Here is a 26553-nt window from a genome sequence, read left to right as displayed (position 1 = left end):
ACACCGGCGCGATCCGTCGCGTCGCGGCCGGTCCCGGGCGAGGGACCGGCCGCGACGTGGGTGCGGCGGGTCAGCCCCAGATGGCGGTCGCCCACTCCGGGTGGTCGACGAACGGGTTCCGGTTGCCCTGCCAACGCTCGTAGATCCGCTGGTTGCGGCGCTTCTCGAACGCGTCCGGCGGGTCGGCCTGGTTCCACTGGAGCAGCACCGACATCTTGCCGTGGTACGGCGCGGTGCCGTTGTTGACCGACTGGTTCAGCTCAAGGTTGGGCCAGCCGTCGGTGCCCTCGTACCGGATCGCCATGTACATGATCATGCGTGCCACGTCGCCCTTGACCGCGTTGCGCGGCTCCCACGAGTCGGCGTCGGTGTAGCAGCCCGGCGCCTCGGCGACGGGGCTGCCGCCGTTGTCGAAGTCCTTGTTGCCACGCGTCGAGTTGACCGAGACGTCTTCCGGCCTCAGGTGGTGGACGTCGGTGCCCGGGCCGGTCGCGGTGCCGAAGTCGCCGTGCGACTTGGCCCAGACGTGCTCGCGGTTCCAGTCGTTCACGCCGCCGCCGTTGCTGGTCTTGCTCTGGGACCGCCCGGTGTTGAGCAGGATGACGTTGTTGCTGTTGGCCGGGTCCTGGTCGGTGTCCTTCAGCGCCTCCCACACCTGGTCGTAGGAGAGCTTCGTCTGCACCTTGATGATCGAGTGCAGCGAACCGCGCAGCGCCGTGCCGGACTTACCGATCGCGTCGGCGTAGTAGGTGGAGTCGTAGTCGCCGCCGGGTACCGGGCTGGTGGTCGGGACCGGAGTCGGCGACTGGCTCGGCGAGGGCGCGGTGCCGCCGAGGGTCATCGCCGTCGGGTTCTTCAGGCCGCCGTGGCTGAAGTAGGCGGTGAGCGCACCGGTGGCGGTGATCCGCTGGCCCCGCAGGCCCGGGTTGGTGAGCAGCCCGAACGTGCTCCGGTAGGCGGCGGTGACCTGGACGTAGAGCATCCTGCTCGCGCCGGTCTCGGCCGCCGTGTCGGCGATCGCGATCGCGGTGTCCGAGGTGAAGCCGGACCTGAGCACCGTCGTGCTGCTGGTCGGCTGGCCGACGACGTAGCCGGTCACGGCGGCCGTCCGGCCGTCCTGCGCGGCGAGCGCCTGGGCCACGGTCAGGGTGGCGGCGGCCGACGCCGCGGCCGTCACCGCCACGGGCGCCACCAGGACGACGGCCAGCGCGAACGCCATCGCCAGCCTTCTGGGCCCCGAGCGGGTACTGCTCCTCGTATTCATGAGCAGCGATGCTAGCGGTGCGCGGGTGAACGTCGGGAAATCGGGAGCGCAACTTTCGGCGGGGCGGCCGCACCTGCCCGGCAGTGGGCGCGCCGGGGCCGGCTACCGGGGCGCCCGGCCCGCGCTGTAGTTCCCGGGTAGGGCCAGCACTACCCCGGTGGCCGGCCCACCACGGTGGACACGGCGCCGGACGGCGGCGGACCGGAACGGTGCGGCGTCTCGCCGGGGGTAGGCTGACCTGCGTGGATCACGAAGACCGCATCGCCCTCTTCCTCGACTACGAGAACCTCGCGCTGGGGGCCCGCGACCACCTCGGCGGCGTGGCCTTCGACTTCCGGCCCATCGCCGACGCCCTCGCCGAGCGCGGCCGGGTGGTGGTGCGCCGGGCGTACGCGGACTGGTCCTACTTCGACGAGGACCGGCGGATGCTCACCCGGTCGCACGTCGAGCTCATCGAGATTCCCCAGCGGATGGGGGCCTCGCGCAAGAACGCCGCCGACATCAAGATGGCCGTGGACGCGGTGGAGTTGGCCTTCGAGCGCGGTTACATCTCGACCTTCGTGATCTGCACCGGCGACAGTGACTTCACCCCGCTGGTCCACAAGCTCCGCGAGCTGAACAAGCGCGTCATCGGCGTGGGCGTGGAGAACTCGACCTCGGCGCTGCTGCCGCCCGCGTGCGACGAGTTCCTCTACTACGACCGGTTGGAGGGCGTCGACATCCCTCCCGCCCGGGTCCGGCGGGGCCGCCCGGCCCGCCTGCCGAGCCCGGACGTGCCGCGGGTGGAGCAGGAGACCGAGCCCGAGCCGCAGCCGGCGGTCGAGGAGGCCGGCCGGGACGTCGACACGCTCGCCGTGCTCGTGGCGCAGACCGTCGCCGGCCTCCAGGGCAGTTCCAGCGGCGAGGTGACGGCCTCGACGTTGAAGCGCACCCTGCTGCGCAAGGACCCGACGTTCAGCGAGTCCGACTACGGGTTCCGCACCTTCGGGGAGCTCATGCGGCACCTCGCCCAGCACAACGTGGTCGAGCTGGCGGAGGGGCCCGCCAAGGGCGACCCCGAGGTCTCCCTGCCCGAGCACGGCGACCGGGAGGTGGCGTTCGGGCTGCTCGGCTCGGTGGTGGCGGACCTCGCCGGCGACGAGGGCGCGGTGGCCCTCTCCGGGCTGAAGAACCAGCTGCGCCGGGCGCGGCCCGACTTCAGCGAGAAGAAGCTGGGCTACCGCAGCTTCCTCCAGTTCTGCAAGGCGGCCGCCACCAGCGGCGTCGTCGACCTGCGGTGGAGTCCCGAGGCGGACGACTACCTCCTCACCCCTCGGGCCGCCTGACCGTTCCGGTCGGTGCCGGAGGGGGCCACCTCGTCGAGGGCGTCGCGACCACCGGCCGCGAGGGCTGATCCCGCCGTGCCCGGCCCGTCGCGCGGGGGTCGGGCCGGGCACGCGGGTGGTCGGTCAGGGGACGGTCACGCCGTACGCGGCCAGGATCTCCATGATCGGTTGGTAGTAGGTGGTGCCACCGCTGGTGCAGTTGCCGCTGCCACCGGAGAGGACGCCGAGGATGGTGCCGGTGCCGGCGGCGTAGAGCGGCCCGCCGCTGTCGCCCGGCTCGGCGCAGATGTTGGTCCGGATGAGGCCGGTGACGCTGCCCTGGGCGTAGTTGACCGTCGCGTTGAGCCCGGTGACCGTGCCGCAGCGCACCCCGGTCGTGGAGCCGCTGCGGCAGACCGCCTGGCCGACGTAGGCGTTGCCGGCGCCGTTGATGGTGAGCAGGCCGGGGTAGGTGTAGACGGCGCTGGGGTGGGCGACCAGGCTCGTGTAGCGGACCAGCCCGTAGTCGTTGCCGGGGAAGCTGCTGCCCGTCCGGCTGCCGAGGACGGTGGTCTGCGCGCTGTTGGCGTACCAGGTCGCGCCGGCGGTGGTGCAGTGGCCGGCGGTGACGAAGTAGTAGGTGCTGCCGCTGCGGACGTTGGCGCCGAGGGAGCACCGCCCGCCGCCGCCGTAGATGGCCTGCCCGCCGGCGATGAGGGTGCGCAGCTGACCCGGCTCGCGGCGGAGCACCGCACCGGCCCGGGCGGCGGTCGCCCGCAGCGCGGCCACGTCCCGGGCGGAGACGGTGTCGTCGACGGTCAGGGTCATCCGGCCGGTGGCGGGGTCGAGCCCCCAGGCGGTGCCGGCGGTGCGGACCTGCGCGAGCGCGGCCGCGGCGCGGCCGGTGTCGTGGTCGGGGGCGGCCCCGCCGTTATCGGGGGCGGCGTGGGCGGGCGCCGGCAGGCCGAGCAGCAGCGCGGCGAGCAGGAGCAGGGCAGGCGGGAGACGACGCATCGAACCTCCATAGATTCGTTTCTGTCGATTCCCTACAGGATCCACCCCCGGATGCGACGCGGACAAGCGCCGGACCGCACCGCCTCGGTCACGACGGCGGTGCGGTCCGGCTACGGCAACGGATGGGAGATGCCCCGGGCATGGTCGGTGAGGGCCGCGCCGACCACGGTCGCCTCCAGCGGCAGCACCTCCAGGCAGCGGCGTACGGCGGCGGCCATCAGGGCGTTCGGCACCCGCATGGACAGCGTGCAGTGCGGCACCCAACGCCCCGGCTGGTAGTGCTCGACCAGCCCGATCCCCGCCTCGGCCAGCCGGCCGTGCACCCGCGCGTGGTGCGCGAGCAGTTCGGCGGTGGGGGTCGGGCCCAGCCACAGCACCCGGCCGACGAACTGCCCGGCGTGCTCGAAGCTCAGCCGCAGCGGCGCGGCGACCACCGTGCCGCGCAGCGCCGCCGCGACCCGCTCCGGATCGAAGCGGGGCGCGACGGCGAGCGAGACGTGCGGCCGGTGGCGCTGCTCCAGCAGCGACCGCATGCTCTGCACGCCCTCGGACTCCAGCGCGTCCCAGAGCACCCGGATCCGTCGGGTGGCGTCGGTGTCCAGGTAGAGCTCCAGCGCCGCGACCACATGATCACTCTAGGGTCGCGGCGGTCACGGCACGACGACGGCCCGGCCCTCCAGCGTGCCGTCGCGCATCTTCCGGTACGCGACGACCGCCTCGTCCAGCGAGAAGGTGCTGGCCTTCGGCTTGACCAGGCCCCGGGCGCCCAGTTCGAGCACCTCGACGAGCTCCGGCCGGCTGCCCCAGTACGTGGTCTGGATGCTCACCTCGTACGGCACGGAGAAGAAGCCCACCGGCAGCGTGCCGCCGCCGATGCCGACGATGGTGAGGTCGCCGACGGTGCGGGCGGCGGCGGCGCCGAGCGCGAGGGTCGGGTCGGCGCCGACGAAGTCCAGGACCACGTCGGCACCCCGGCCCCCGGTGGCCCGGCGGATCTCCTGGGCGGTGTCCTCGCCGGAGAGCATCGTCAGGTCGGCGCCGCACTCCGCACCGAGCTTCAGCGCCTCATCGCGGGTGTCCACCGCGATCACCCGGGCCGCGGTGGTGGCCTTGAGGATCTGCACGCCGACGTGCCCGAGCCCGCCCACGCCGATCACCACGGCGGTGCTGGTCGGGCCGAGTTTCGCCCAGGAACGGCGGATCGCGTGGTAGGGGGTGAGCCCCGCGTCGGTCAGCGGTGCCGCCAGCACCGGGTCGAGCCCGTCGGGCAGCGGTAGGACCTGCCGGGCCTGCGGCACCAGCATGTACTCGGCCATGCCGCCGTCCAGGCCGAGGCCGCCGCCCCCGCCGGGCACCGGCGCCTCGGCGGTGTTCTCGCAGTACGGGTCGACGCCCACCCGGCAGCGGGCGCAGGTGCCGCAGCCCCACGGCCCGTACACGGCCACCGGCTGGCCCACCGTCAGCCCGCCCACCCCGTCGCCGAGCGCGTGCACCCAGCCGGCGTTCTCGTGGCCGAGGGTGAACGGCGGGTTCCAGGGCACCGCGCCGGCCTCGAAGTCGTGCATCAGGTGCAGGTCGGAGTGGCAGGCACCGGCACCGCCGATCTTCACGACCACCTGACCCGGGCCCGGGGTCGGCTCGTCGACCTCGACCAGTTCGGGCTCCGACTTCCAGTTGGGCAATCGCAGCGCGCGCATGACGCCTCCCGTTCTCCCGCTTCCGGTCCGCCTGCCGGCTGCCCGTTCAGCGGCAGCCCAAACGGCCCACCGCGGCGCCCCGGTTCACCCGTGCGGGTCAGTCGCCGGGAGCGTGGCCGTCAGGGCAGGGCCGTCGCGTCGGGCCGGGCGACCTGCGGGGCGGCCGAGGGGGCGTCCGGGCTGGTCGAGGTGGCGTCCGGCGCCGCGGCGCGGCGGCCCAGGCCCCGGTCGACGGCGACGAAGAGCAGGCCCAGCAGCCAGAACGCGGCGGCGAAGAAGACCGCGCTGACGGCCACCCCGGCGTAGCCCAACTCGCCCGCGTCGATGAACGGGTACGGATACCGGTCCACCACCAGCCCGCGGAGCAGCGCGAAGCCGAGGTATCCGAGGGGGAACGCCAGCCACCAGGCCGCGTAGCGCAGGCGGAGCCGGCCCCGGCGGTCGAACAGCGCCCAGTCCGCCACGGCCAGCAGGGGCACGACGGTGTGCAGGAACTGGTTGCCCAGCGCCTCGCCGAGCGTGCGGTCGGCCTGCGGCATCGCGAACGGGCTGACCGGGTTGGCCAACACCAGGTGGTAGACCACGCCGGTGATGGTGATGTAGAGCGTGACCGCGCCCTTGAGCGCGGAGGGCGGCTCGGGCCGGTCCTGCCGGGCCACCCAGGCGGCGTACCCGGCGAAGAGCCCGACGGCGAGGTTGCTCTGGATCGTGAAGTACGGCAGCAGGCCGGTGACCGTGGCGGAACCGAGCGCGGTGAGCACGATCCCGGCCAGCACGCTGATCACGATCGCCAGGCGGACGGCCACCGCCACGCGTCGACGCCGCAGACTCATCGGGGCAAGCTACCAGCAGCCTCCGCCGAGGTCACCGGCCGACGACACGTGGGCCACGCCGCCGTGGCGGCGCGCCGGCAGGGACGCGCCCGCCCGCCCGCCGGCCGCCCGGTCAGCCCGCGTCGCCGCCGCTCGGCGCGGCGGTGTGGCGCCCCTGCGCCGGCGAGACGTGGACGGGGCCGGGCCGGGCCGGGCGTGCGGCCGTGGCCGACGGCGACGCCGTGGGCGGCCCGGTCCGCCGGCCGGTCGGCTCCGCCCCGGGACGGCCGGTCGGGTCGACCCCGGGCCGGCCGGTCGGCGCGACCGCCGGACGTCCGGTCGGATCGACCCCGGGACGGCCCGTCGGGTCCGCTCCGGGTCGGCCGGTCGGCGTGACCGCCGGCCCGCCGGACGGGCTGCCGTGCGGGCCGGGGCCCTTCGGCTCGTCGGCCAGCACCCGCTCGCAGTAGCCGGCCACCTCTCCGGGGCCACCGGCGGCGTCGATCAGGTCACCGAAGGCGGCGCCGTCCGGGGAACCGCCCGGCCGGTCGCCGGCGTCCGCCCGGTACGCCCGGCACAGCTCCCGCACCCTCGCGTCCGGCTCCGGCCGACCGTCCGCCCCGCCCGTCGGGGCGGACGGCGGGTGGCGGGTCGTCGTGGAGGAGTCCGTGGTGGGGGCGGGAACGGGAGCGGCGGTGGTGGGCGCCGGACCCCGCAGCGGGTGGGGCAGCACGCCCCCGGTGGCGGCGAGGGCGACCCCGCCCGTGAGGGCGAGGGCGGCACCGGCCAGCGCGGCGCGGACGCCGAACCCCGCGAGGGCGGGCCGGCGGCGCGGCTGCGGCGGACCGAGCGGGCTGCCGGCCCGGGCCAGCCGGTAGGCCCGTACGGCCGCCTCCTCGCCGGCCAGTTCGCCGGCCCGGCCCGGGGCGCGGACCGCCGTCAACAGCGACGTGACGGGCTGCGGGCCGTCCTGCGGGTCGAGGACAGGACCGTCGAGCAGCCGCTCGACGGTCTCCTGGTCCATCCGGTGTGCTTTCATCTCGTGTCCCTCAGCGCCACGGGCCCCCCGGTCGTCACACGGGCCGGGGTGTGACGTCCGACAAACGCCGGCTCTGGAGGACCGGGTTTCCGGGGCGGCCACGGCCCTGGCGCCGTCGACCGCCTCGCGGCTGCCGCTCCGGTTCGTCGCCGAGCCGGATGTCGGCGGGCAGCCCGGGTGCCGGTTTTCCGCCAGCGGTTGCCGATTCGTCCGGTCCGCGGTGCACTGAATCACATGGGTGTGATCAAGGTGGGCACGTCGTCCTGGGCGGACCAGATGCTGCTGCGCTCGGGCTGGTATCCCCGCGCGGCCAACACCCCGGCCGGCCGGCTCGACTTCTACGCCGGGCGCTTCCCGCTGGTCGAGGTGGACACCTCCTACTACGCGGTGCCCGTGCCCGAGACGACGCGGGGCTGGGTCGACGCCACGCCCGAGGGCTTCACCTTCGACGTCAAGGCGTTCAGCCTCTTCACCGGTCACCCGACACCGGTGGCGGCGCTGCCCCGCGACCTGCGCCCGGCCGGTGGCCCGAGCCGGATCCGCCGCCGGGATCTCCCCGCGGCCGCGTACGACGAGCTGTGGGACCGGTTCCGGGCGGCGCTGGACCCGATCGCGGCGGCCGACCGGCTCGGTGCGGTCCTGCTCCAGTTCCCGCCGTGGCTGGCCCGTGGGGCCGCCGCCGAGCGGCGCATCGCCGAGCTGGCGGAGCGGTGCCAGCCGTGGCGGGTCGCCGTCGAGCTGCGCCACGGGTCGTGGTTCGACGGCACGGCGGCGCTGGACACGCTCGCCTTCCTGAGGGAGCGCGGGCTGTCGTTCGTCTGCGTCGACATGCCGCAGGGGCATCCCTCGTCGGTGCCGCCCGTTCTGTTCGCCACGGCGGAACTGGCGGTCGTCCGGTTCCACGGGCACAGCACCGCCTGGGAGACCGGGGACAAGCAGGAGAAGTTCCGCTACGCGTACGGCGACGAGGAACTCCGCCGCTGGTCGGAACTCCTGGCCGAGCTGGCCGGGCAGGCGGGGGAGCTGCACGCGCTGTTCAACAACTGCTGCGGCGACCAGGCCCAGCGTGACGCCGCCCGACTCGCGGAGCTGCTCGGGGTCCGGCCGGCGGGACGCGACCGGGCGGGAGCCGGTTCGCCGTCCTGAGCACGCGCCGGGATCGTCGGCACGGCGGCGAGGTTTTCCCGTCGGCCGCCCGGGTACCGGCGGGGGCGTGAGCGACGGAAGGGGACGCGGTGATGGGTGAGCAGCGGCAGGAGCGCCCCGGGGAGGCGACGCCGGGCGTACCGGGGGACGCGGCGGCGCGCGAGACCCGGGAGGCGCAGGAGGCACACGGCGGCAGCATGGCGCCCGGTCTGGTGGACGACACCGGTCACCCGGTGGCGGCGGACCCCGCCGAGGTCGCCGACGAGGACACCGCCGGCGGCTGACCTCGTGGCGGGGGCCCAATTGCGTGGACCGGGTCGGTGCCCTCGGGCATGATCGCCGGATGGCGACAACCTCCCGTGCACTCCTGCGCTGGCAGTTCGACCTGACGTGGTCGCTGTTCGAGTACCACCTCGAGCGCCTCGACGCGGCGGACTTCCTCTGGGAGCCGGCCGCGATCTGCTGGACGGTGCGACGCGACCCCGCCGGCGGGTGGACACCCGACTGGGCCGACACCGAACCCGACCCCGTGCCGGTCCCGACGATCGGCTGGCTGTCCTGGCACATCGGCTGGTGGTGGACGGTGGCCATGGACCATCTCGGCGGAGGGCCGCCACGGCAGCGCACCGACGTCGGATGGCCGGGCGCGGGCGAGCCGACCATCGCCTGGCTGCGGGGCCTGCGCGCCGAGTGGCTCGGGCACCTCGACCGGCTCACCGACGCCGACCTCGACGCCACCGCGTCGTTCCCGTGGCAGGACGACGCGGGGCACACGGTGGCGCACATGCTCGCCTGGGTCAACGCCGAGTTGATGAAGAACGCGGCCGAGATCGGTCAGCTCCGGCTGCTGCGGGCGGCGGGGCGCGCCTGACCGTCGGGCGTTCGGCGCGGGGCCGTCCCGTCCGCACCCCCACCCCGGGGCGTACCGGTCAGGAGCGCCGACCCCGGGTCCGCAGGGCGTCCTCCGTCCGCTCCTCGATGTCGGCGGCGTCGGGAAAGGACCGTCGGGCCGGCGCCGGGTCGGGCGGCGCGCCGGGGCCCGCCGGTCGCGTGGGTGTCGGTTCGACCGAGCCGAAGCCGTGCCGCCCGGCGGGGCCGGACGGTCCCGCCGGCTCGTCGGCCCGCCGCTCCCCGCGCCGCCCCTCCGGTACGGCGGTCTCCTCGCTGCCCTCGTCCATGGGGTCGTGCTCACCGACGCCCCACGGCGGCTCCACGTCCATGCCGTCCCTGGTCACCCAGGGCGTGGTCGCCTCCGGTGCGCGTCGGTCCCCGCCGCGTCCCTCTCCTGCCGTCATGGCCACCTCGCTGCTCGGTCCGCCGGTACCGGCCCCGAATGCCCGTCACCGGGGCGGTCATGCCTCGCCGGCGCCGGGGGGCCGCGGTCCCGGCGGGTGGGGACGCGCGCAGCGGCGCCCCGCCGCCGAGGAGTCGGCGGGACGCCGTCCGGCGGCACGTCGGTCAGCAGCGGCCGGACTTCGCCATCCGCTTCTGCCGGGCCCCGCCCATCGCCATGAGCGCGCCCATCCCCTTCGGGGCGTTCCGCTTGCCGCCGACGCGCCCGAGCATTCCCCGGAACACCTCGCCGGGCTTCTGCTGCTCGCCCATGTAGGCGGTCATCACGATGAGCGCCCCGGTCATCGCCGGGATCGCCCACTGGAGCATCCGCATCTGCCGCTGGCACGACGCCACGTTCGACGGCGTGTGCGAGTTCGGCTCGGTGACCCCCTCGACCGCCGGGCCGCCGGCCTTCTCCAGCTTCATGCCGAGCAGCCGGCTGTAGCCGGTCACCGCCAGCGCGCCGACGGTCAGCGCCGTCTTCAGCGTGCTGGCCCGGGCCACCCCCGACTGGGCGGCCACCCGGGGGCTCTCCGTCACCAGTTCCCCGACGGCCCCCGCCAGGTGGGCGCCGATCGCCGCGGCGTTCACCGGGGTCCACCGGGCCCAGCCGGCCGAGGCCATCGGCAACCGCTGGGTCGAGTCGTTCATCTGTGCCGCCGCGCCGTTGACGCCGAACGCTCCCATCAGGGAGCCCCCGAACCAGGCCGCCAGGCCCAGGTCGTGCATCGAGCGCAGTGCGGTGTGCCGTTCGGACATCTGATCCCCTTCCACCGTGTCGGGCGGTGCGGCATACCCGCCGCCCGGCCGGCTAATCCCGCCCGTCACCTGCTGATACGCCGCGACGGCGCAGATACCGGACCGGGGCGTCGGCGCGGGGAGACGACGGGGACGGGCCGGGAGGAGTCGGCGGGGCCGCTGCGGGTAGTTGACCGGACGACCCGAGCGAGAGGGGAAGCGGATGTCGCAGCCCGAGGAGAGCCGGGAGAAGACCGCGTCGACCGACGCGGTGCTGATGCACCCGGACAACGACCCGCGCAAGACCACGGCCCAGGTGCCGCCGCCCGCCGAGCGCGGCGAGACCCGCGTGGAGCGCGACGGCGAGATGGTGCCCGTCGACACCGACGAGTGAGCGTCTCCGTCCCGGGCGGTGGGGCGCCGCCCGGGACGCGTCGCCGCGGCCGTGCCGACCGTCGCCGGCGTCGGGCGGCCGGGCCGGCCCGACGAGTCGCCCCGCTCGTGTCGCGGCCCGCCGAGGGTCAGCGGGCCGGCAGGTCGGCGGCGAAGCGGGCCACCCGGGCCGCCAGCGGGGCGCTCGCGCGTACCCAGGTGAAGTGGTCCATCCGGGTGCCGGCCTGCGCCGGGGTGTAGCGCTCGCGCGCGACGGGCGCGGCGGCCAGCTTCGCGCACAGGTGGTCGACGGTCTCGTGCGGGGTGTACTGGTCGTCGTCGACGCTGACCGCGAGGACGGGGGTCCGCAGCGCCCGCACGGCCGCCTCGGCGTCCACCCCGTCCAGCTGCGGGAAGCGCCCGGTCCGCGCGGTGTGCGCCCAGTCGCGGATGACCCCGCGCGCCTGCCGGCCGCCGAAGCCCCAGCCCGGCCAGACGCCGAGCAGCCGGGCGGTCGCCGCGATCCCCTGGGTGTACGGCAGGACGCCGTACCCGCGCAGGCCCGGGTAGCTGCGCCACCACGGCACGCCGACGGCGACCAGCGCCAGCCCGTCGACGTCGTGGTCGCCGTGCACGGCGAGGTGCAGCAGCGCCGCCTGCCCGCCGAGGGAGTGCCCGAGCAGCAGCGTCCTGCGCCCGTCCCGCCGGGTCTTCAGCGCCGCCAGCACGGCGCCCACGTCGGCGGCCAGTTCCGAATAGCCGTACCGGCAGGCGCGGCTCGGCTTCGGGGTGCTCTCCCCGGTGCCGCGCAGGTCGGCCACCGCCACGGCCAGGCCGGCGGCGCGCAGCGCGGCGGCGAACGGCCGGTAGTAGCGCGCCCGGACGCCCATCGCGGGCGTGATCAGCACCAGCGGGGCGTCGGCGACGCCGTCCGGATCGGGATACACCTGTAGCCCGATGCGGGCCCCGTCGACCTCGACGAACTCCTGCCGGTATTCCCCCGTCGCGTTCACCGCCCCAGGCTACGACCCGAGGCTACCGACGGGTAACCGTGGGGTGGTGGGCGTCACGTCCCCGGCGTCGACCGCGGACCGCCGACCACCACCCGCGCTACGCCACCGCCGGGGCGGGCCGGCCGACCGTGCTGACCGTGGCGTAGACCGTGCTCAGCTGCTCGGCGCAGCGCTTCCACGAGTACCGGTTGCGGATCCGGTCCAGCGCCGCCGTGGCGTACGCGAAGCGACGGACCTTGTCGGCGAGCAGCCGGCGGACCGCGGTGCCGAGGGCCCGGGGGTCCCGGGGCGGCACGAGGTCGCCGGTCAGGCCGTCGACCACGGTGTCGGCGATCCCGCCGACGTTCGTGCCGACGACCGGCACCCCGCACGCCATGCCCTCCAGCGGGGCGAGCCCGAACGGCTCGTACCAGGGGGCGGCCACCAGCAGGTCCGCCGAGCGGTACCAGGGGGCCAGCTCCTCCCGGGGCAGCCCGCCCAGCAGCTTCACCCGGTCGGCGACCCCACAGGACTCGGCGAGCGCGCGGAGCCGGCGGGCGAAGCCGTCCGCGGGGAGCAGCTCCGCAGGCGGGCCGCCGACCACCACGCACTCGGCGTCCGGCACGGCCGGCAGCGCCCGGATGACGTCCTGGATGCCCTTGCGCTCCACCATCCGGCCGACGGTGATGAGCCGGGGGCGGGCCGGGTCGCGCGGGGCGACGGGCCCGTCGGGGCGGAACAGCTCCTGGTCGACCCCGGCGGGGACCAGCGTCATCCGGGACCGGGGCACGCCGAGCCGGACCAGCTCGCCGACCTCGTCCTGGCATTGCACGATGACCCGGTCCGCGGCCCGGCCCAGGGCCCGCTCGTAGCCCACCCGGCCCGGTGGACTGGCGTCCCGGGCGCCCTGCAGCCGCCGCTTCACCGAGCCGAGGCTGTGGTAAGTCAGCACCACCGGCACCCCGGTGCGCCGGCCGGCGTGCACGGTGGCCAGCCCGCTCGTCCAGAAGTGGGCGTGCGCCACGTCCGGCGTCCAGCCGCCGTCGCGCCACTGACCGGCCAGCCAGCGTCCGAACTCGCCCATGTGCGGCAGCAGCTCGTCCCTCGGCACCCGTAGCGCCGGACCGGCCGGCACGTGGCACACCTGGTAGCCGTCCGGGGTGACCACGGAGTCGGGCGGGACGGTGGAGTCCCGGCGGGTGTAGACGCGGACGTCGTGCCCCTCGCCGACCAGGGCGGCGGCGAGCTCCGCCACGTGCGTGTGCTGACCGCCGGACTCCTCCACCCCTCCGACGGCGAGTGGACTGGCGTGCTCCGAGATCATCGCGATACGCATGTGCTTCCTCCATCGGCCGGCCCGTCGGCGGGGACCCGGTCGAGCCCCGGGGCGTCTCCTCGCCGCCTGGCGGACCCCGCCGCAGGAGTCCCTACCCCCGACCTCACCTCCTAACCGCCGCCCGCCCGGCTCGTCCTGCGGAGCTGTCCGTCGGGTGTGGAGGGGCCGGCGGGCGGCGGGGCGAACCGCCCCCACCGCCCGTGACCGGCCGATGACACAGGGTCAGGGCCGGTCGTCGTGGAGCATGCCCGGCCCGAAGACCTCGCAGGCGATCCGCTCCACCGGCACCCCTCGGCGCAGCAGGCCGCCCCGGACGGTGTTCATGAACGGCAGCGGCCCGCAGAGGTGCACGTGGGCGTCGGGGGAGAGCGGGATCAGCGCCGGATCGACCCGGCCGGCGATGACCTCGGCGGTCACCCCGGCCAGTTCGCCGTCGGTGAGGTCCTCGTACCAGAGGGCGGTGCGCAGGTTGGGCAGCGCGGCGTGCAGGCGCGGCAGTTCGCCGCGGAACGCGTGCGCCGCGCCGGCCCGGTCGGCGTGCACCAGCACCACCGGACGCTGCGGCTCGGTGGCGGCCAGGTGCTCCAGCGCGGCCATCGCCGGGGTCAGGCCGATGCCCGCGCTGACCAGCAGCAGCGGGCCCTCCCCGGCCACCGCGCTGACCTCGCCGAACGCCGGGCTGAGCCGGAGGGTGTCGTCGACCCCCACGCGCTCGTGCAGGAAGGTGGAGACCATGCCGTCGGGGGCGTCGCCGGTGCCGCGTACGCGCTTGACGGTGATCCGCCAGTGGTCGGCGCCGGGGCAGCCGGAGAGGCTGTACTGGCGGATCTGCTGACCGCGCCCGCCGTCCAGGTCGACGGCGACCGAGGTGTACTGGCCCGGGACGAAGGTGGGCACCTGCCCGCCGTCGGCCGGGACCAGGGTGAACGACACGACGTCCAGCGCCTCGGTGGTCCGGGCGACGACCCGCCAGTCCCGCCAGACCGACTCGCCCTCGGCCAGCCCGGCCACGGTGTAGAGGCGGGCCTCCCGGGCGATCAGCTCGCAGGCCAGCAGCCAGTAGACCTCGTCCCAGGCCGCCGCCACCTCGGCGGTGACGGCCTCGCCCAGCACCTCGCCGACGGCGGCGAGCAGGTGCCGGCCGACGATCGTGTACTGGGTGGCGGTGATGCCGAGCGAGGCGTGCTTGTGCGCGATGCGGTCCAGGATCGGCCCCCACGGCGCGCGGCTGCCGCCGGTCAGGTGCTCCGCGTACGCGACCACGGCGGCCGCGAGGGCGGCCTTCTGCGTGCCGGTGGCCTGGTTGCTGCGGTTGAAGATGTCGAGCAGTTCGGGGTGCGCGTCGAACATCCGCTGGTAGAACCGGCCGGTGATCGCCTCGCCGTGCGCCTGCACGGCGGGCAGGGTCGCCGTCACCACTGCTGCTGAGGACTCCGAGAGCACGGCTTTCTCCTTCTGAGGTCAATCGCTCGAACCACGACAGCAAAACAGGTATTCGAGATACCTCTTCAGGGTCGAAGGTCCCGGGTCGGGGGTCGTCCGGATCACATCCCGGGTCCGGTCGACCGTGGTGGGGGCTCGACCGCGGTGGCTAGGGTCGGGACGTGAAGCTCAACCGGTCCACCGACATGGCGCTGCGCATCGCCATGCTCGCCGCCGCCAACCCGCGACGGATGACCGTGGACGAGCTGTCCGACCAGCTCGACCTGCCCCGCAACCACGTCGCCAAGGTGGTGCAGCGGTTGCAGCGGCTCGGCGTGCTCGTCACCATCCGGGGCCGCTCCGGCGGGGTGGCCTTCGCCGAGGGCGGCGGGAACGCCACGGTCGGGCACGTGGTGCGGGCCTTCGAGGGCGACGACGAGGTGGTCTCCTGCGACGAGCCGGCCTGCTCGCTGCGCGCGGCCTGCCGGCTGCGGGGCGAACTTCGCCGCGCCCGGGACGCCTTCCTCGCCGTGCTGGACGACGTGACGCTCGGCGAGCTGGTCGCCGGGCCGACCGGCCCGGCGCTGCTCGCCCTCGGCCTGCCCCGCCCCCGACCGGCGTCGGCGCCGGTCGCGCCGTCGTCCGGGGAGCGACCTCTGCCGGGCGCGCCGCCGTCGGGGGAGCCACCCTCGCCGGGCACGCCGTCGTCCGGCGAACCGTCGGCGCCGGGCCCGCTGCCCCCCGCGGCCGTGCGCGGCCCGGCGCGGCCGGCCGCGACGCCGTCCCCGGTCGGCCGGCGGGCCGTACCCGATCCGGTCTGAGGAGCGACGATGTCCCGTGGTGCGGTCTCCCACCCGGTGTTCGCCCGGGTGTTCGCGCGGGCGAGCGTGGCGATGGACGCCGCCGGCGCGGCCGCCCACCGCCGCCGGCTCGTCGCCGGCCTCGCGGGCCGGGTGGTCGAGGTCGGCGCCGGCAACGGCCGCACCTTCGCGCACTACCCGGGCACCGTCGAGCGGGTGCTTGCGGTCGAGCCGGAGCCCCGGCTCCGGGCGGCGGCCCGGGAGGCGGCGGCCGGGGCGCCCGTACCCGTGGAGGTGGTCGACGGCCTCGCCGAGGCGCTGCCGGTGCCCGACGCCGACGCGGACGCGGTGGTGCTGTCCCTGGTCCTCTGCTCGGTGGCCGACCAGGCCGCCGCGCTGCGCGAGGCCCGCCGGGTGCTGCGGCCCGGTGGGCAGGTGCGCTTCTTCGAGCACGTACGCGCGCAGACACCTGGCCTGCGCCGCGTGCAGCGGCTGGTCGACGCGACCGTCTGGCCGTTGCTCTGCGGCGGCTGCCACACGGGCCGCGACACGGTGGGCGCGATCCGGGCCGCGGGCTTCACCGTCACCGAGCTGGACGCGTTCCGCTTCCCCGACAGCCGACTCCCGGCCCCCGCCGCCCCGCACGTGCTCGGCGTGGCCACCCGCGACTGATCCACCCCGTCGGCGGCCTCCGGCGCTCGCCCGCGACCGCGTCGGCTGTCCGTGACCGCGCCAGCGTCGTTGACGGCGCCGGCCGTCCGCGACCGCGCCGGGCGTTCGTGACCGCGCCGGCCGTTCGTGACCGCGCCGGCCGTTCGTGACCGCGTCGGCCCGCCCGGCCCCGGACGCGGCGGAACCCCGCGCCGAGCGGCACGGGGTTCCGGGACGCGGTCGCGGTCAGGAGACCGTGATCGAGCCGTCCCCGGCGCGGACGCAGGCCACGGAACGCGCACCGGTGGTGGCCGCGCCCGTCAGGCACTGCCCGAGCACCTGGTGGCCGGCGGCGTTCGGGTGCCACGACTCCTGGCAGGTCTGGAAGTAGCTCACGCAGGTGTTCGCGATCCGCTGGATGGCGATCTTGTCCTTGCCGGAGAGGCTGGTGACGAAGACGCCGTTCGGCGGGCTGTCCTGCAGGCGGATCGGGGTGGCCAGGGTGCCGGCCGGGCTGGTCCCCGACTCGCAGAGCCGGGCGCCGTCGAAGGCCCGCTGCACGTTGAGGTAGACCAGGTCCGCACCGGGGAACTCGGCGGCAAGGGTGTCCCGGGTGGACTTCACCAGGGTGCCCAGCCCCTGCGAGAAGCGGTGCCCCGGCAGCAGGCTGGCCCGGTGGATCGGGCAGCCGGCCGCGTACCGCTCGGCGCCCAGCGCGCGGAACTTGTCCCGGGTGTCGTCCCGGCTGTCCTCCTCGTGGAAGCGCGCCTCGAGGTCGAGCGGCAGCGGGTTGGTGTAGTCCTGCAGGACGATCCGGTGCTGACCGTCGGCGTCGATCTCGCGCAGCGTGGTGAGGAGCTGGCGTACGGCCGAGGTGGTCTCCGCGGTCGCGGCGCTCCACTGGGCGGCGGTGGCCAGGTCGGCGTCGGTGCAGGGCTTCTGCTCCACCGGCCCGCCCAGGTAGGCCCAGAACTCCCACCAGCCGGTCCAGGCGTCGGCGATGAACCGGTTGGCGCACTTCTCCGCGACGTTGCCGAAAGTGAACGAGCTGTTGTTCGAGCCGAGCCCGAGCAGCACCAGGTCGATGTCGTGGGTCCGGCCGACCGCGCGCAGCTGGTCGAGCTGGGCGGCCACCTGACGGCCGTTGGTCCGGGCCGAGGAGGCGGCGGCGATGTCGTGCGGCTGCCCGCCGGAGCAGGCGAGGTTGAACCGGTCCTGGATGCCCGGCAGGTTGGCCCGGTGCAGCGAGGCGTTGGCCGAGCGGTGGCAGAAGAACGCGTTGTTGTTCGCGGCGGTCCAGCCCGGGAAGCCCTGGGCGACCCCGTTGACGTCGGCCACCGGGGTGTACGCCCCGGCGCCCTCACCGCTGATGAAGCTGTCGCCGAGCGCCACCGCGGCGGTGGGCGGGGCTGCCGAGGCCGGGGCGCTCAACCCGACGGCGGTCGACAGGGTGGCGGTGGCGACGGCGAGCGCCGCCGCGAGTGCGGTACGACGGAACCTGGACATGACGTCCCCCATCTGTCCATCGAAACGTGAAAGATCCTCCGAGGGCGCGATCAGATCACCCCGGCATGATGGGCGTCAATGGCCCGTAACAAAATCTTTCGCAAAGGGACACACCCGCCCCGTCCGGGCCCCCGCCGGCGTCGGACGGTCGGAGCGCCCGGCCCGAAGGTGTCGGCGGCGCGGTGTCCACGGCCGGTGGCACCGGACACCCGGTGCCCGGGACCTGGCGTCCTCGCCGCTGGGGAAGGTCGGCCACGGCCTCGTTGTTGTCCGGATGGAAGCGCCCGTGGCCGGCTCGTTCGCAAACCGGTCACGGCGGCTCCGATGCGCCGGAACCGGACGGAACGCGTTACCCTCCCGACCGGGGCCCGCCCCACGGCGAGGCGCGTGCCTCGCTGCGGGGCGCCGTCGTCCTGTCGCATCTCCCGGTTAGGCTCGCTGCGGCGCGCCGGCCGACCGACGACGTCGGACGCGGTACCACATCGCCGAGACCTGGGAGTACGACCAGTTGACCGCAGAGCCTGAGACCCTGTACGGGGCCGACGACCTCACGCACCTCGAGGGGCTGGACGCCGTCCGCAAGCGGCCCGGCATGTACATCGGCTCCACCGACAGCCGTGGCGTGGGTCACCTCGTCAACGAGATCCTCGACAACTCCACCGACGAGGGCGTCGCCGGCCACGCCACGAAGGTGGAGGTGACGCTGCACGCCGACGGCTCGGTCCAGGTCGACGACGACGGTCGGGGCATCCCCACCGACGTGCACGCCAAGTCCGGCATCTCCGGCGTCGAGCTGGTGCTCACCCGGCTGCACGCGGGCGGCAAGTTCGGCGGCTCCGGCTACAAGACCTCCGGCGGTCTGCACGGCGTGGGCGCCTCGGCGGTCAACGCGCTGTCCCGCCGGTTCGACGTCACCGTCCGCCGGGGCGGCAAGGTCCACGCGATGTCGTTCCGGCACGGCGTGCCGGGAGTCTTCGACGGTGACAGCCCCGACGCCGTGTTCACCCCGGGCCCCGGGCTCCAGATCGTCGGTGCGATGAAGCGCGGCCAGCGCACCGGCACCTCGATCCGCTGGTGGCACGACGCGCGCTACTTCGAGACAGGCGCCTCCCTGGACGCCGACGCCGTGCGGACGAAGCTGCGCAACACGGCGTTCCTGGTGCCGGGCGTGAGCTACACGCTGCGTGACCACACCGGCGAGGAGCCGACCGAGGAGAGCTTCCACTACCCCAACGGGCTGACCGACATGGTGGAGTTCCTCGCCCCGGCCGGCGACCGGCCCGTCTCCGGCATGCTGATGGTCACCGGCGAGGGCACCTACCGGGAGAACGCCGCCGACGCCAACGGGGTCATGCAGTCCAACGTGCAGCGTCGGGCCGAGGTCGAGGTGGCCTTCCGATGGGGCACCGGTTACGAGCGCACCGTCGAGTGCTTCACCAACACCATCCGCAACGCGCACGGCGGCACCCACCGCAAGGGCTTCGAACGGGGCCTGGCGCGTACCCTCGCCGACGCCGTCCGCAACACCCGTGGCCTGCTCAAGGCCAAGGAGGACCCGCCCACCCTGGACGATGTCCTGGAGGGCATGACCGCGGTCGTGCACGTCCGGATCCCGGAGCCACAGTTCACCTCGCAGACGAAGGACGAGCTCTCCACCGCCGGCATCACCAAGGTGATCCAGGCGCTGGTCGAGCAGCACCTGAAGGCGTGGCTGGAGGACCGCAGGACCAAGGCCGAGGCGCGTACGGTCCTTCAGAAGATCGTCGACGCGGCGCGCGTGCGGCTGACCCAGAAGCAGCAGAAGGACGCCGCCCGGCGCAAGACCGCCCTGGAGGGCGCGTCGATGCCGCCGAAGCTGGTCGACTGCCGCGCCACCGGGGTCGATCGCAGCGAGCTGTTCATCGTCGAGGGCGACAGCGCGTTGGGTTGCTTTACCGGCGACACCATGGTGGCGCTCGCCTCGGGCGAGGCCAGGTCCTTCGCCGATCTGGCAGCCGACTGGGCTCAGGGATTGACCCACTTCGGCTACACGACCAACAAGGCTGGCCGTGTGGTGATCGCCCCTCTGGTGGAACCGCGTCTGACCAAGCGAAACGCGCCGCTCGTCCGAGTACTCCTCGACAACGGTGAGTCGGTGCGGTGCACGCCGGACCACCTCTTCCGGCTACGTGACGGTTCCTATCGGCGCGCCGACGCCCTGGCCCCCGGCGAATCGCTGATGCCGCTCTACCGAAGCGTCTCCAGCAGGGCCGAGAGGCATAAACTGCACGGATACGAACGGGTCTGGATGAACGATCGCGAGGAGTGGGTCTACACCCACTACCTCGCGGACGCGTGGAATCTCCGTCATGGCAAGGACAGCGCCGCCAACGGCAACGTCCGTCACCACGTCGACATCAACAAGCGCAACAACGATCCCCGGAACATCCAGCGGATGACCTGGGCCGACCACTCGGCACTGCATGCCGCGATGATGGGCGAGCACGTCCAGGCGGGCTGGCGTGAGTGGTTCGACAACGGTGGCCGGGAGTTCAAGTCCGCCATGCTCGCCGCTCAGTGGCGTGATCCCGCCTTCCGCGCGGCATGCCTTGCCCGGCTGTTCGCGCTCAACGAGTCACCCGCGTTCCGGGCGAAGATCGAACAGGCCTTCCAGGACTGGTACGACGCGCTCAGCGACGACGAGCGACGCGCCTACGCCGATCGGATGCGCGACCGACAGGCGCAGTACTGGTCGAAGCCTGAGCACCGAGAGGCCGCCGCCGACCGCGTCCGCAGGTACTTTGCCGACCCCGCCCGCCGCCACGAGTGGCGTGACCCTGCGGTACAGCAGTGGGACGATCCCGGGTTGCGTGCCTGGCGTTCGCGAAAGACCGTCGAACAGTTCGCCGACCCCGCCGAGCGGGAACGCCAGCGCAGCGCGGTGCTGGCCTGGCACGAGGACAATCCGGAATTCGGCGAACGCCACTCACGCCTGATGAAGCGGCGGATGTCGGATCCGGCGACCGGTCACCTCGCCAAGGCCCAGGCGGGCCGGGCCGCATACGTGGCCAACGTGCCCCGGGCGGAACGGGTGGATCGTCAGCAGGAGGGCAGGCGCCTGGCAGCGCTTCGTCGCCTCGCCCCGCTGCTGGTGCTGCCGGACGCCGAACTTGCGCAAGCGTACGAGGCCGAGCGCCTCCGGAGCGCGCGCACCGGTCTGCGGTTCGACCGGCTCCTCGCCCTCTACGACGGCGACTACACCCGTCTGCGGGAATCGGTCGGCCTGGTCAACCACCATGTCGTGTCGGTGGAGCGGCTCGATGAGACCGCAGACGTGTATGACCTGACGGTCGAGGGTCACCACAACTTCGCCCTTGAGGCCGGAGTCTTCGTCCACAACAGTGCGCGGGTTGCACGCACCGCCGAATACCAGGCGCTGCTGCCCATCCGGGGCAAGATCCTCAACGTGCAGAAGGCCAACCTCCAGCAGGTGCTGGACAACGCCGAGTGCGCCGCCATCGTGCAGGTGCTCGGCGCCGGCTCCGGCCGCACGTTCGACCTGTCCGCCATGCGCTACGGCCGGGTGCTGATCATGGCGGACGCCGACGTCGACGGCGCGCACATCCGCACCCTGCTGATCACGCTCTTCGCCCGCTACATGCGACCGCTGATCGAGGCCGGCCGGCTCTACGCGGCGATGCCGCCCCTGCACAAGATCACCACCAAGGGGCGTAACCCGCAGACGATCTACACCTACACCCAGGCGGAGATGGAGACGACGGTCCGCAAGCTGGAGAAGGCCGGTAAGCAGATCGTCACCCCGATCCCGCGCTTCAAGGGTCTCGGCGAGATGGACGCCGACGAGCTGTGGGAGACGACGATGAACCCGGCCACCCGGGCCGTCCGCCGGATCACCCTCGACGACGTCGACGCCGCCGAGCGGATCCTCGAACTGCTGATGGGGGAGAAGGTCGAGCCGCGCCGCAACTGGCTGATCGACTCCGCCGACCGGGTCGACCGCGAGGCGATCGACGCATGACCAGGCCCGCCACCACCCGCCGGGAAGTGAGCTGAACGATGGCACGCCGCAAGGACGACCGCGCCAAGGTGGACCTGTCCGCCTTCGACCAGGCCGGCGCGCGGGTCTTCGACAACCCGCTGGTCACCGAGGTCTCCGACTCCTATTTGGAGTACGCCTTCTCCGTGATCCACTCACGGGCCCTGCCCGACGCCCGCGACGGCCTCAAGCCGGTGCACCGGCGCATCCTCTGGTCGATGTACGAGCAGGGCCACCGACCCGACCGGGGGCACGTGAAGTCCGCCCGCATCGTCGGGGACGTAATGGGCAAGTACCATCCGCACGGCGACACCGCGATCTACGACGCGATGGTGCGCCTGGCGCAGGACTTCTCGCTGAACGCGCCACTCATCGACGGGCACGGCAACTTTGGCAGCCCGGACGACGGGCCGGCGGCGTCGCGCTACACCGAGGCCCGGATGTCGCGCGAGGCGATGCTGCTCGTCGGCGAGCTGGGCGAGGACACGGTCGACGTCGAGCCCAACTACGACGGCTCGCTGACCCAGCCCACCGTGCTGCCCGCCGCCTTCCCCAACCTGCTGGTCAACGGCGCGTCGGGGATCGCGGTCGGCATGGCGACCAACATGATCCCGCACAACCTCGGCGAGGTCGTCTCCGCCGCCCGCTGGCTGATCAACCACCCGGACGCCACGCTCGACAAGCTCATGGAGTTCGTCCCCGGTCCGGACCTGCCCACCGGTGGCGTGCTGCTCGGGCTCGACGAGGTGCGTCGCGCCTACGAGACCGGGCGCGGCGTCGTCCGGATGCGGGGCAAGGTCGAGATCGGCCCGCTGGAGGGCAGCCGGGGCCGGCAGGCGATCACCGTCGTGGAGCTGCCGTACGGCATCGGTGCCGAGAAGGTCATCGCGGCCATCACCAACGAGGTCAACAAGACCAAGCGGCTCACCGGCATCGCCGACGTCAAGGACCTCACCGACCGGGAGAGCGGCACCCGCCTGGTCATCGAGTGCAAGGTCGGGGTCAACCCGCAGGCGCTGCTCGCCGACCTCTACCGGCTCACCCCGCTGGAGCAGTCGTTCGGCGTCAACAACCTGGTGCTGGTCGACGGGCAACCGCAGACCCTCGGGCTGAAGGCGCTGCTGGAGGTCTTCCTGGCCCACCGCTACGAGGTCGTGACCCGGCGCAGCTCGTACCGCCGCCGCAAGCGCCAGGAGCGGCTGCACCTGGTCGACGGCCTGCTGGTCGCCCTGCTCGACATCGACAAGGTGGTCAAGCTGATCCGGGGCAGCGACGACGCGCAGGCCGCCAAGGACGGCCTGATGCGCCAGTTCGGCCTCTCGGACATCCAGGCCACCTACATCCTGGACACTCCGCTGCGCCGGTTGACCAAGTACGACCGGATCGAGCTGGAGGCCGAGCAGGAGAAGCTCCGCAAGGAGATCGCCGAGCTCTCCACCATCCTCGACGACCCGAAGGTGCTGAAGAAGGTCGTCTCCGACGAGCTGGCGGCGGTGGTGAAGCAGTTCGGCGCGCCGCGCCGCACCACGCTCGTCGACGGGGACCTCAAGGAGGTGCTGGCCGCGTCCGCGCCGGCCGGCCCGCTGGAGGTCGCCGACGATCCCTGCCAGGTGATCCTCTCCGCGACCGGGCTGGTCGCCCGCACGGCGGCCGAGTCCGAGGAAGCGTCCGAGGGGCGCCGGCGGCACGGCCGGGTCAAGCACGATGCCGTACGCGCCGTCGTGCACTCCACCGCCCGGGGGCGGGTACTGCTGGTGACCAGCGCCGGGCGGGCGTTCAAGGTCGACGTGCTGCCGCTGCCGGTCCTGCCCGAGCAGGCGGGGACGGTGTCGCTGCGCGGCGGAATGGCCGCCGCCGAGTTGGTCCCGCTGGAATCGGGGGAGACCGTGGTCGGGCTGGCGCCGCTCGGGCCGACGGCCGAGGGCTCCCCGGGCCTCGCCCTGGGCACCCGGCAGGGCGTGGTCAAGGTCTGCGCGCCGGAGTGGCCCGTCCGCTCGGACGAGTTCGAGGTGATCGGCCTGCGGGAGGGCGACGAGGTGGTCGGGGCGACCTGGCTCACCGACGGCGCGGAGACGCTCACCTTCGTCACCTCGGAGGCGTCGTTGCTGCGGTTCGCCGCCGGACTGGTCCGGCCGCAGGGGACCAAGGGCGGCGGCATGTCGGGCATCAACCTGCCCGCCGGCGCCCGGGTGGTGTTCTTCGGTGCGGTCCGCACCGACGACCCGGGCCACGGCGAGCCGATGGTGGTCACCTCCACGGGCGCCACGGTGAAGGTCACGCCGTTCCAGGCGTACCCGGCGAAGGGGCGGGCGACCGGCGGGGTGCGCGCCCACCGCTTCCTCAAGGGTGAGACCGACGTGGCCGTCGCCTGGGTCGGGCCGCGTCCGGTGGCCGCCACCGCCACCGGCGAGCCGGTGGAGCTGCCGGCGGCGGACCCGCGCCGCGACGGCTCCGGCTTCGCCGTGATGCTGGGCCCCACCGTCGTCGGCCACCAGATCGAACGCGACTGACCCGTCAGCAGTAAGGGCCGGCTGCACCGCAGCCGGCCCTTACTGCTGCCGCGCCCAGCCCCGCTCGACGGGACGCTGGCACTCCGGCCCCGTCCGACCCGGCCTTGCCCGCCCGGCCTGGCCCCACCGGGCCCTTGCCCGGCCTGGCTCCGGCCGCCCCGCCCGCCGGTTCACCTGCCGCCGTCGATCATGAGATTGGCTGGTCGAGATCGGGCGTATTGCCCCGCTAACCCCATGATCACCCCGCCGGAGGCGGGGCCGGGACCGTGGGGCCGGGGCCGGGGTGGGGTCAGCGGGTCGGGTTGGAAGCGGGGGTCGGGGTGGGGTCGGGGGTGTGTTGGGGGGTGGTGCCGCGTAGGTGGGCCACCAGGCGCATGCCGTGGTAGACGGCGAGGGCGGCGGCGGTGCCCAGGGCGATGCCGTTGAACGAGAGGTCGCCGGCGGTGAGGGTGTAGTTGGCTGCGCCGACGATCACCGCGACGGCGGCGGTCATCAGGTTCACCGGGTCGTGGAAGTCCACCCGGTTCTCGATCCAGATCCGCGCGCCGAGGATGGCGATCAGGCCGTACAGGGCGGTGGTGGCGCCGCCGAGCACGCCGGCCGGCACGGTGAGGATCAGCGCGCCGAACTTCGGGCTGAGCCCGAGCAGCACCGCCGTCAGGCCGGCCACCCAGTACGCGGCGGTGGAATAGACCCGGGTCGCCGCCATCACGCCGATGTTCTCCGCGTAGGTGGTGGTGCCGGAGCCGCCGCCGGAGCCGGCGAGCACCGTGGCCAGTCCGTCGCCCATGAACGCCCGGCCCATGTCCCGGTCCAGGTTCCGGCCGGTCATCGCGGCGACCGCCTTGACGTGCCCGGCGTTCTCGGCGATCAGCACCAGGATCACCGGGATCACCAGCACGACCGCGCGCAGGCTGAAGCTCGGCGCGTGGAACTCGGGCAGACCGACCCACGCGGCGTCCCGCAGGCCGTCGACTGCCTTCGGATCCAGATCGCCGAGCACGGCGGCGAGCACCCAGCCGACCACCACCCCCAGCAGGATGGACAATCGGGCCAGGAAGCCCCGGAAGGCCACCGTGGCGAGCAGGATGGCGGCCAGGGTCACCACCGCGATCAGCGGCTGGGCCTTCACGCCGGTGCCGCTCCCGCCGCCGTCCCAGGCGACGGGGGCGAGGTTCAGGCCGATCAGCGCGACGATCGCCCCGGTGACCACGGGCGGCATCAGCGCGTCGATCCAGCGCGACCCGGCGAGCTGGACGACCAGCCCGACGGCGGCCAGCGCCACGCCGGCGACGACGATGCCGCCGAGCGCCGGGCCGATGTCGCCGCCGGCCTTGGCCGCCAGCACCGGCGCGATGAAGGCGAAGGACGAGCCGAGGTACGAGGGCAGCCGGTTGCCGGTGATCAGCAGGAACAGCAGCGTGCCGAGCCCGGAGAAGAAGAGCGTGGTGGCCGGCGGGAAGCCGGTGATGAGCGGCACCGTGAAGGTGGCGCCGAACATCGCGACGACGTGCTGCACGCCGACGCCGAGGGTGCGCGGCCAGGAGAGGCGTTCGCCGGGGTGGACCACATCGCCGGGGCGGATGGACCGGCCGTCGCCGTGGACCGCCCACGCGGACCAACGGGAGCGCGGCTCGGTGGAGGACTGGGTCATGGAACGCCCTTCGCGTCGTGAAGAGGTGACGGGGGCGCAGGTGAAACCCAGGAGTCGTTTCTAGCAGAGCCCCGGCCTGGCCCGGCCGGTGGCCCGGCCTGGGCCCGGCTTCTGGGCTGGCAGAGGCCCGGCAGAGGCCCGGCCGCTGGGCTGCAGGGGCCCGACCACTGTGGGGCTGGCAGGGGGCCCGGCCGGGTGGCCTGGCTCGGCCCGGCCGGTGGGCTGGCAGGGGCACGGCAGGGCGGACCCGTTCCGGCCCACGGTCGGTTGCCGCCCGTCGGGCGGGTCAGGCGACGCCGGCGGGGCGGAACTGGACGCTGACCCGAGGGCCGACGGGGCGGGTGGTCTTGGGTACGGCGTGCTCCCAGGTGCGCTGGCAGGAGCCGCCCATCACCACGAGGTCGCCGTGGCCGAGCGGGAAGCGCAGGCTGTCGCCGCCACCACGGGGCCGCAGCAGCAGTGAGCGCGGCGAGCCGAACGAGACGATGGCGACCATGGTGTCGGTGTGCGCGGAGCGGCCCTGGGTGTCGCCGTGCCAGGCGACGCTGTCGCGGCCGGAGCGGTAGAGGCACATGCCGGCGGTGACGAAGGGCTCGCCGAGCTCGGAGGCGTAGTGCCGGGTGAGGGCGGCGCGCGCCTCGGCGAGCAGCGGGTGCGGCAGCGGGCGGTGCCCGGCGTACCAGCAGAGCAGCCGGGGGACGTCGACCTCGGCGTCGTACATCGTGCGGCGCTCGGCCCGCCAGGGGACGTCGCGCAGCAGGACGTCGAAGACCTGGTCGGAGCCGGTGACCCAGCCGGGCAGATGGTCGACCCACGCGCCGCGGGTGAGCGGGTGCCGGCGCAGCCGGTCGGCCAGCGGGCTCAGCGCCGGTCCGGCGGCGGTGAGGTCGAACATCGACGGCTGGTAGGCGGCCCCGGTCATCCG

The 26553-nt window shown here is 74.1% G+C and carries 22 protein-coding genes and 3 pseudogenes; 11 read left to right on the top strand and 14 right to left on the bottom strand.

From position 1 onward, the window contains the following. Nucleotides 1–70 precede the first annotated feature (70 nt). Entirely contained in the window at nucleotides 71–1219 is a 1149-nt protein-coding gene (locus DER29_RS01810; protein ID WP_233599613.1) for an endonuclease, read from the bottom strand. A 287-nt stretch (nucleotides 1220–1506) separates the two neighbouring features. On the opposite strand from DER29_RS01810, the gene DER29_RS01805 reads away from it, so the two are divergent. Next, nucleotides 1507–2589 carry a PIN domain-containing protein gene (locus DER29_RS01805; RefSeq protein ID WP_121395716.1) on the top strand — a complete coding sequence of 361 codons (1083 nt, stop codon included), beginning with the start codon at nucleotides 1507–1509 and terminating at the stop codon, nucleotides 2587–2589. Nucleotides 2590–2712: 123 nt separating this feature from the next. On the opposite strand, the gene DER29_RS01800 is transcribed toward DER29_RS01805, so the two are convergent. From DER29_RS01800 to DER29_RS01780, 5 genes are all read right to left on the bottom strand, one after another. Then, complete coding sequence (locus DER29_RS01800) at nucleotides 2713–3582, bottom strand: S1 family peptidase (protein ID WP_121395714.1); 870 nt, start codon at nucleotides 3580–3582, stop codon at nucleotides 2713–2715. Between the two features lie 110 nt (nucleotides 3583–3692). Then, on the bottom strand, nucleotides 3693–4208 hold the full coding sequence (locus DER29_RS01795; RefSeq protein WP_121395712.1) for a 2'-5' RNA ligase family protein: 516 nt from the start codon (nucleotides 4206–4208) through the stop codon (nucleotides 3693–3695). A gap of 24 nt (nucleotides 4209–4232) precedes the next feature. Then, on the bottom strand, nucleotides 4233–5279 hold the full coding sequence (locus DER29_RS01790) for an NAD(P)-dependent alcohol dehydrogenase (RefSeq protein WP_121395710.1): 1047 nt from the start codon (nucleotides 5277–5279) through the stop codon (nucleotides 4233–4235). Between the two features lie 119 nt (nucleotides 5280–5398). Next, nucleotides 5399–6112 carry a Pr6Pr family membrane protein gene (locus tag DER29_RS01785; protein ID WP_199729078.1) on the bottom strand — a complete coding sequence of 238 codons (714 nt, stop codon included), beginning with the start codon at nucleotides 6110–6112 and terminating at the stop codon, nucleotides 5399–5401. 112 nt (nucleotides 6113–6224) lie between these two features. Then, nucleotides 6225–7130 (bottom strand): hypothetical protein, encoded by a 906-nt coding sequence (locus DER29_RS01780; protein WP_158618950.1) that lies wholly within the window; start codon nucleotides 7128–7130, stop codon nucleotides 6225–6227. 234 nt (nucleotides 7131–7364) lie between these two features. Here DER29_RS01780 and DER29_RS01775 point away from each other — a divergent pair, with 234 nt between their 5' ends. The 3 genes from DER29_RS01775 (at nucleotide 7365) to DER29_RS01765 (ending at nucleotide 9147) form a co-directional block, all read left to right on the top strand. Next, the gene (locus tag DER29_RS01775) at nucleotides 7365–8276 is read left to right on the top strand and encodes a DUF72 domain-containing protein (RefSeq protein WP_121395706.1); all 912 of its coding nucleotides are present in this window, start codon (nucleotides 7365–7367) and stop codon (nucleotides 8274–8276) included. A gap of 92 nt (nucleotides 8277–8368) precedes the next feature. Further along, complete coding sequence (locus DER29_RS01770) at nucleotides 8369–8560, top strand: hypothetical protein (RefSeq protein ID WP_233599612.1); 192 nt, start codon at nucleotides 8369–8371, stop codon at nucleotides 8558–8560. Nucleotides 8561–8619: 59 nt separating this feature from the next. Then, nucleotides 8620–9147, top strand: a complete 528-nt coding sequence (locus DER29_RS01765; RefSeq protein WP_121395704.1) for a DinB family protein — start codon at nucleotides 8620–8622, stop codon at nucleotides 9145–9147. A 58-nt stretch (nucleotides 9148–9205) separates the two neighbouring features. Here the strand turns inward: DER29_RS01765 and DER29_RS01760 are convergent, their stop codons facing one another. Next, nucleotides 9206–9571, bottom strand: coding sequence for a hypothetical protein (locus tag DER29_RS01760; protein WP_121398921.1), 366 nt, complete (start codon nucleotides 9569–9571; stop codon nucleotides 9206–9208). 163 nt (nucleotides 9572–9734) lie between these two features. Further along, entirely contained in the window at nucleotides 9735–10370 is a 636-nt protein-coding gene (locus DER29_RS01755; RefSeq protein WP_121395702.1) for a hypothetical protein, read from the bottom strand. Between the two features lie 202 nt (nucleotides 10371–10572). Between DER29_RS01755 and DER29_RS34400 the strand changes: the two genes are divergently transcribed. Next, nucleotides 10573–10743: a hypothetical protein gene (locus DER29_RS34400; RefSeq protein WP_172896549.1), complete on the top strand. Its 171-nt coding sequence runs from the start codon at nucleotides 10573–10575 to the stop codon at nucleotides 10741–10743. Between the two features lie 127 nt (nucleotides 10744–10870). Here DER29_RS34400 and DER29_RS01750 read toward each other — a convergent pair whose 3' ends face one another. From DER29_RS01750 to DER29_RS01740, 3 genes are all read right to left on the bottom strand, one after another. Next, on the bottom strand, nucleotides 10871–11734 hold the full coding sequence (locus DER29_RS01750; protein ID WP_121395700.1) for an alpha/beta fold hydrolase: 864 nt from the start codon (nucleotides 11732–11734) through the stop codon (nucleotides 10871–10873). A gap of 97 nt (nucleotides 11735–11831) precedes the next feature. Beyond that, on the bottom strand, nucleotides 11832–13049 hold the full coding sequence (locus DER29_RS01745) for a glycosyltransferase (RefSeq protein ID WP_121395699.1): 1218 nt from the start codon (nucleotides 13047–13049) through the stop codon (nucleotides 11832–11834). A 222-nt stretch (nucleotides 13050–13271) separates the two neighbouring features. Continuing rightward, nucleotides 13272–14492, bottom strand: a complete 1221-nt coding sequence (locus DER29_RS01740) for a globin domain-containing protein (RefSeq protein WP_121395697.1) — start codon at nucleotides 14490–14492, stop codon at nucleotides 13272–13274. Nucleotides 14493–14653: 161 nt separating this feature from the next. Here DER29_RS01740 and DER29_RS01735 point away from each other — a divergent pair, with 161 nt between their 5' ends. Together DER29_RS01735 and DER29_RS01730 are read left to right on the top strand one after the other, a co-directional pair. Next, nucleotides 14654–15292 carry an Rrf2 family transcriptional regulator gene (locus DER29_RS01735; protein WP_121395695.1) on the top strand — a complete coding sequence of 213 codons (639 nt, stop codon included), beginning with the start codon at nucleotides 14654–14656 and terminating at the stop codon, nucleotides 15290–15292. Between the two features lie 9 nt (nucleotides 15293–15301). After that, nucleotides 15302–15943: a class I SAM-dependent methyltransferase gene (locus tag DER29_RS01730; protein ID WP_121395693.1), complete on the top strand. Its 642-nt coding sequence runs from the start codon at nucleotides 15302–15304 to the stop codon at nucleotides 15941–15943. A 225-nt stretch (nucleotides 15944–16168) separates the two neighbouring features. Here the strand turns inward: DER29_RS01730 and DER29_RS01725 are convergent, their stop codons facing one another. Beyond that, on the bottom strand, nucleotides 16169–17428 hold the full coding sequence (locus DER29_RS01725) for a hypothetical protein (protein WP_121398920.1): 1260 nt from the start codon (nucleotides 17426–17428) through the stop codon (nucleotides 16169–16171). 481 nt (nucleotides 17429–17909) lie between these two features. Here DER29_RS01725 and DER29_RS36160 point away from each other — a divergent pair. From DER29_RS36160 to DER29_RS01715, 4 genes and pseudogenes are all read left to right on the top strand, one after another. After that, nucleotides 17910–19355 (top strand): annotated as a pseudogene (locus DER29_RS36160) (ATP-binding protein); the annotation flags it as partial. Continuing rightward, nucleotides 19350–20801: pseudogene (locus DER29_RS36155) on the top strand (DNA topoisomerase); the annotation flags it as partial. The pseudogenes DER29_RS36160 and DER29_RS36155, both read left to right, overlap by 6 nt. 6 nt (nucleotides 20802–20807) lie before the next feature. Further along, nucleotides 20808–21446: pseudogene (locus DER29_RS36150) on the top strand (toprim domain-containing protein); the annotation flags it as partial. A 38-nt stretch (nucleotides 21447–21484) separates the two neighbouring features. Beyond that, nucleotides 21485–23974 (top strand): DNA topoisomerase (ATP-hydrolyzing) subunit A, encoded by a 2490-nt coding sequence (locus DER29_RS01715; protein ID WP_121395689.1) that lies wholly within the window; start codon nucleotides 21485–21487, stop codon nucleotides 23972–23974. Nucleotides 23975–24263: 289 nt separating this feature from the next. Here the strand turns inward: DER29_RS01715 and DER29_RS01710 are convergent, their stop codons facing one another. Then, entirely contained in the window at nucleotides 24264–25628 is a 1365-nt protein-coding gene (locus DER29_RS01710; RefSeq protein WP_121395688.1) for a uracil-xanthine permease family protein, read from the bottom strand. A 286-nt stretch (nucleotides 25629–25914) separates the two neighbouring features. Further along, a complete protein-coding gene (locus tag DER29_RS01705; protein ID WP_121395686.1) occupies nucleotides 25915–26550 on the bottom strand; it encodes an alpha-ketoglutarate-dependent dioxygenase AlkB in 636 nt (211 codons plus the stop codon). Nucleotides 26551–26553 lie beyond the last annotated feature (3 nt).

Source organism: Micromonospora sp. M71_S20, assembly GCF_003664255.1.
GTDB lineage: Bacteria > Actinomycetota > Actinomycetes > Mycobacteriales > Micromonosporaceae > Micromonospora.
Note: the sequence above shows the minus strand (reverse complement) of the source record. Positions and strands in the feature narration are given on the sequence as shown.

Coding starts and splice junctions, on each gene's coding strand:
- DER29_RS01810 (WP_233599613.1), bottom strand. CDS start 1,219: ATGGCGTTCGCGCTGGCCGTCGTCCTGGTGGCGCCCGTGGCGGTGACG.
- DER29_RS01800 (WP_121395714.1), bottom strand. CDS start 3,582: ATGCGTCGTCTCCCGCCTGCCCTGCTCCTGCTCGCCGCGCTGCTGCTC.
- DER29_RS01790 (WP_121395710.1), bottom strand. CDS start 5,279: ATGCGCGCGCTGCGATTGCCCAACTGGAAGTCGGAGCCCGAACTGGTC.
- DER29_RS01785 (WP_199729078.1), bottom strand. CDS start 6,112: ATGAGTCTGCGGCGTCGACGCGTGGCGGTGGCCGTCCGCCTGGCGATC.
- DER29_RS01780 (WP_158618950.1), bottom strand. CDS start 7,130: ATGAAAGCACACCGGATGGACCAGGAGACCGTCGAGCGGCTGCTCGAC.
- DER29_RS01775 (WP_121395706.1), top strand. CDS start 7,365: ATGGGTGTGATCAAGGTGGGCACGTCGTCCTGGGCGGACCAGATGCTG.
- DER29_RS01770 (WP_233599612.1), top strand. CDS start 8,369: ATGGGTGAGCAGCGGCAGGAGCGCCCCGGGGAGGCGACGCCGGGCGTA.
- DER29_RS01765 (WP_121395704.1), top strand. CDS start 8,620: ATGGCGACAACCTCCCGTGCACTCCTGCGCTGGCAGTTCGACCTGACG.
- DER29_RS01760 (WP_121398921.1), bottom strand. CDS start 9,571: ATGACGGCAGGAGAGGGACGCGGCGGGGACCGACGCGCACCGGAGGCG.
- DER29_RS01755 (WP_121395702.1), bottom strand. CDS start 10,370: ATGTCCGAACGGCACACCGCACTGCGCTCGATGCACGACCTGGGCCTG.
- DER29_RS34400 (WP_172896549.1), top strand. CDS start 10,573: ATGTCGCAGCCCGAGGAGAGCCGGGAGAAGACCGCGTCGACCGACGCG.
- DER29_RS01745 (WP_121395699.1), bottom strand. CDS start 13,049: ATGCGTATCGCGATGATCTCGGAGCACGCCAGTCCACTCGCCGTCGGA.
- DER29_RS01730 (WP_121395693.1), top strand. CDS start 15,302: ATGTCCCGTGGTGCGGTCTCCCACCCGGTGTTCGCCCGGGTGTTCGCG.
- DER29_RS01725 (WP_121398920.1), bottom strand. CDS start 17,428: ATGTCCAGGTTCCGTCGTACCGCACTCGCGGCGGCGCTCGCCGTCGCC.
- DER29_RS01715 (WP_121395689.1), top strand. CDS start 21,485: ATGGCACGCCGCAAGGACGACCGCGCCAAGGTGGACCTGTCCGCCTTC.
- DER29_RS01710 (WP_121395688.1), bottom strand. CDS start 25,628: ATGACCCAGTCCTCCACCGAGCCGCGCTCCCGTTGGTCCGCGTGGGCG.
- DER29_RS01705 (WP_121395686.1), bottom strand. CDS start 26,550: ATGACCGGGGCCGCCTACCAGCCGTCGATGTTCGACCTCACCGCCGCC.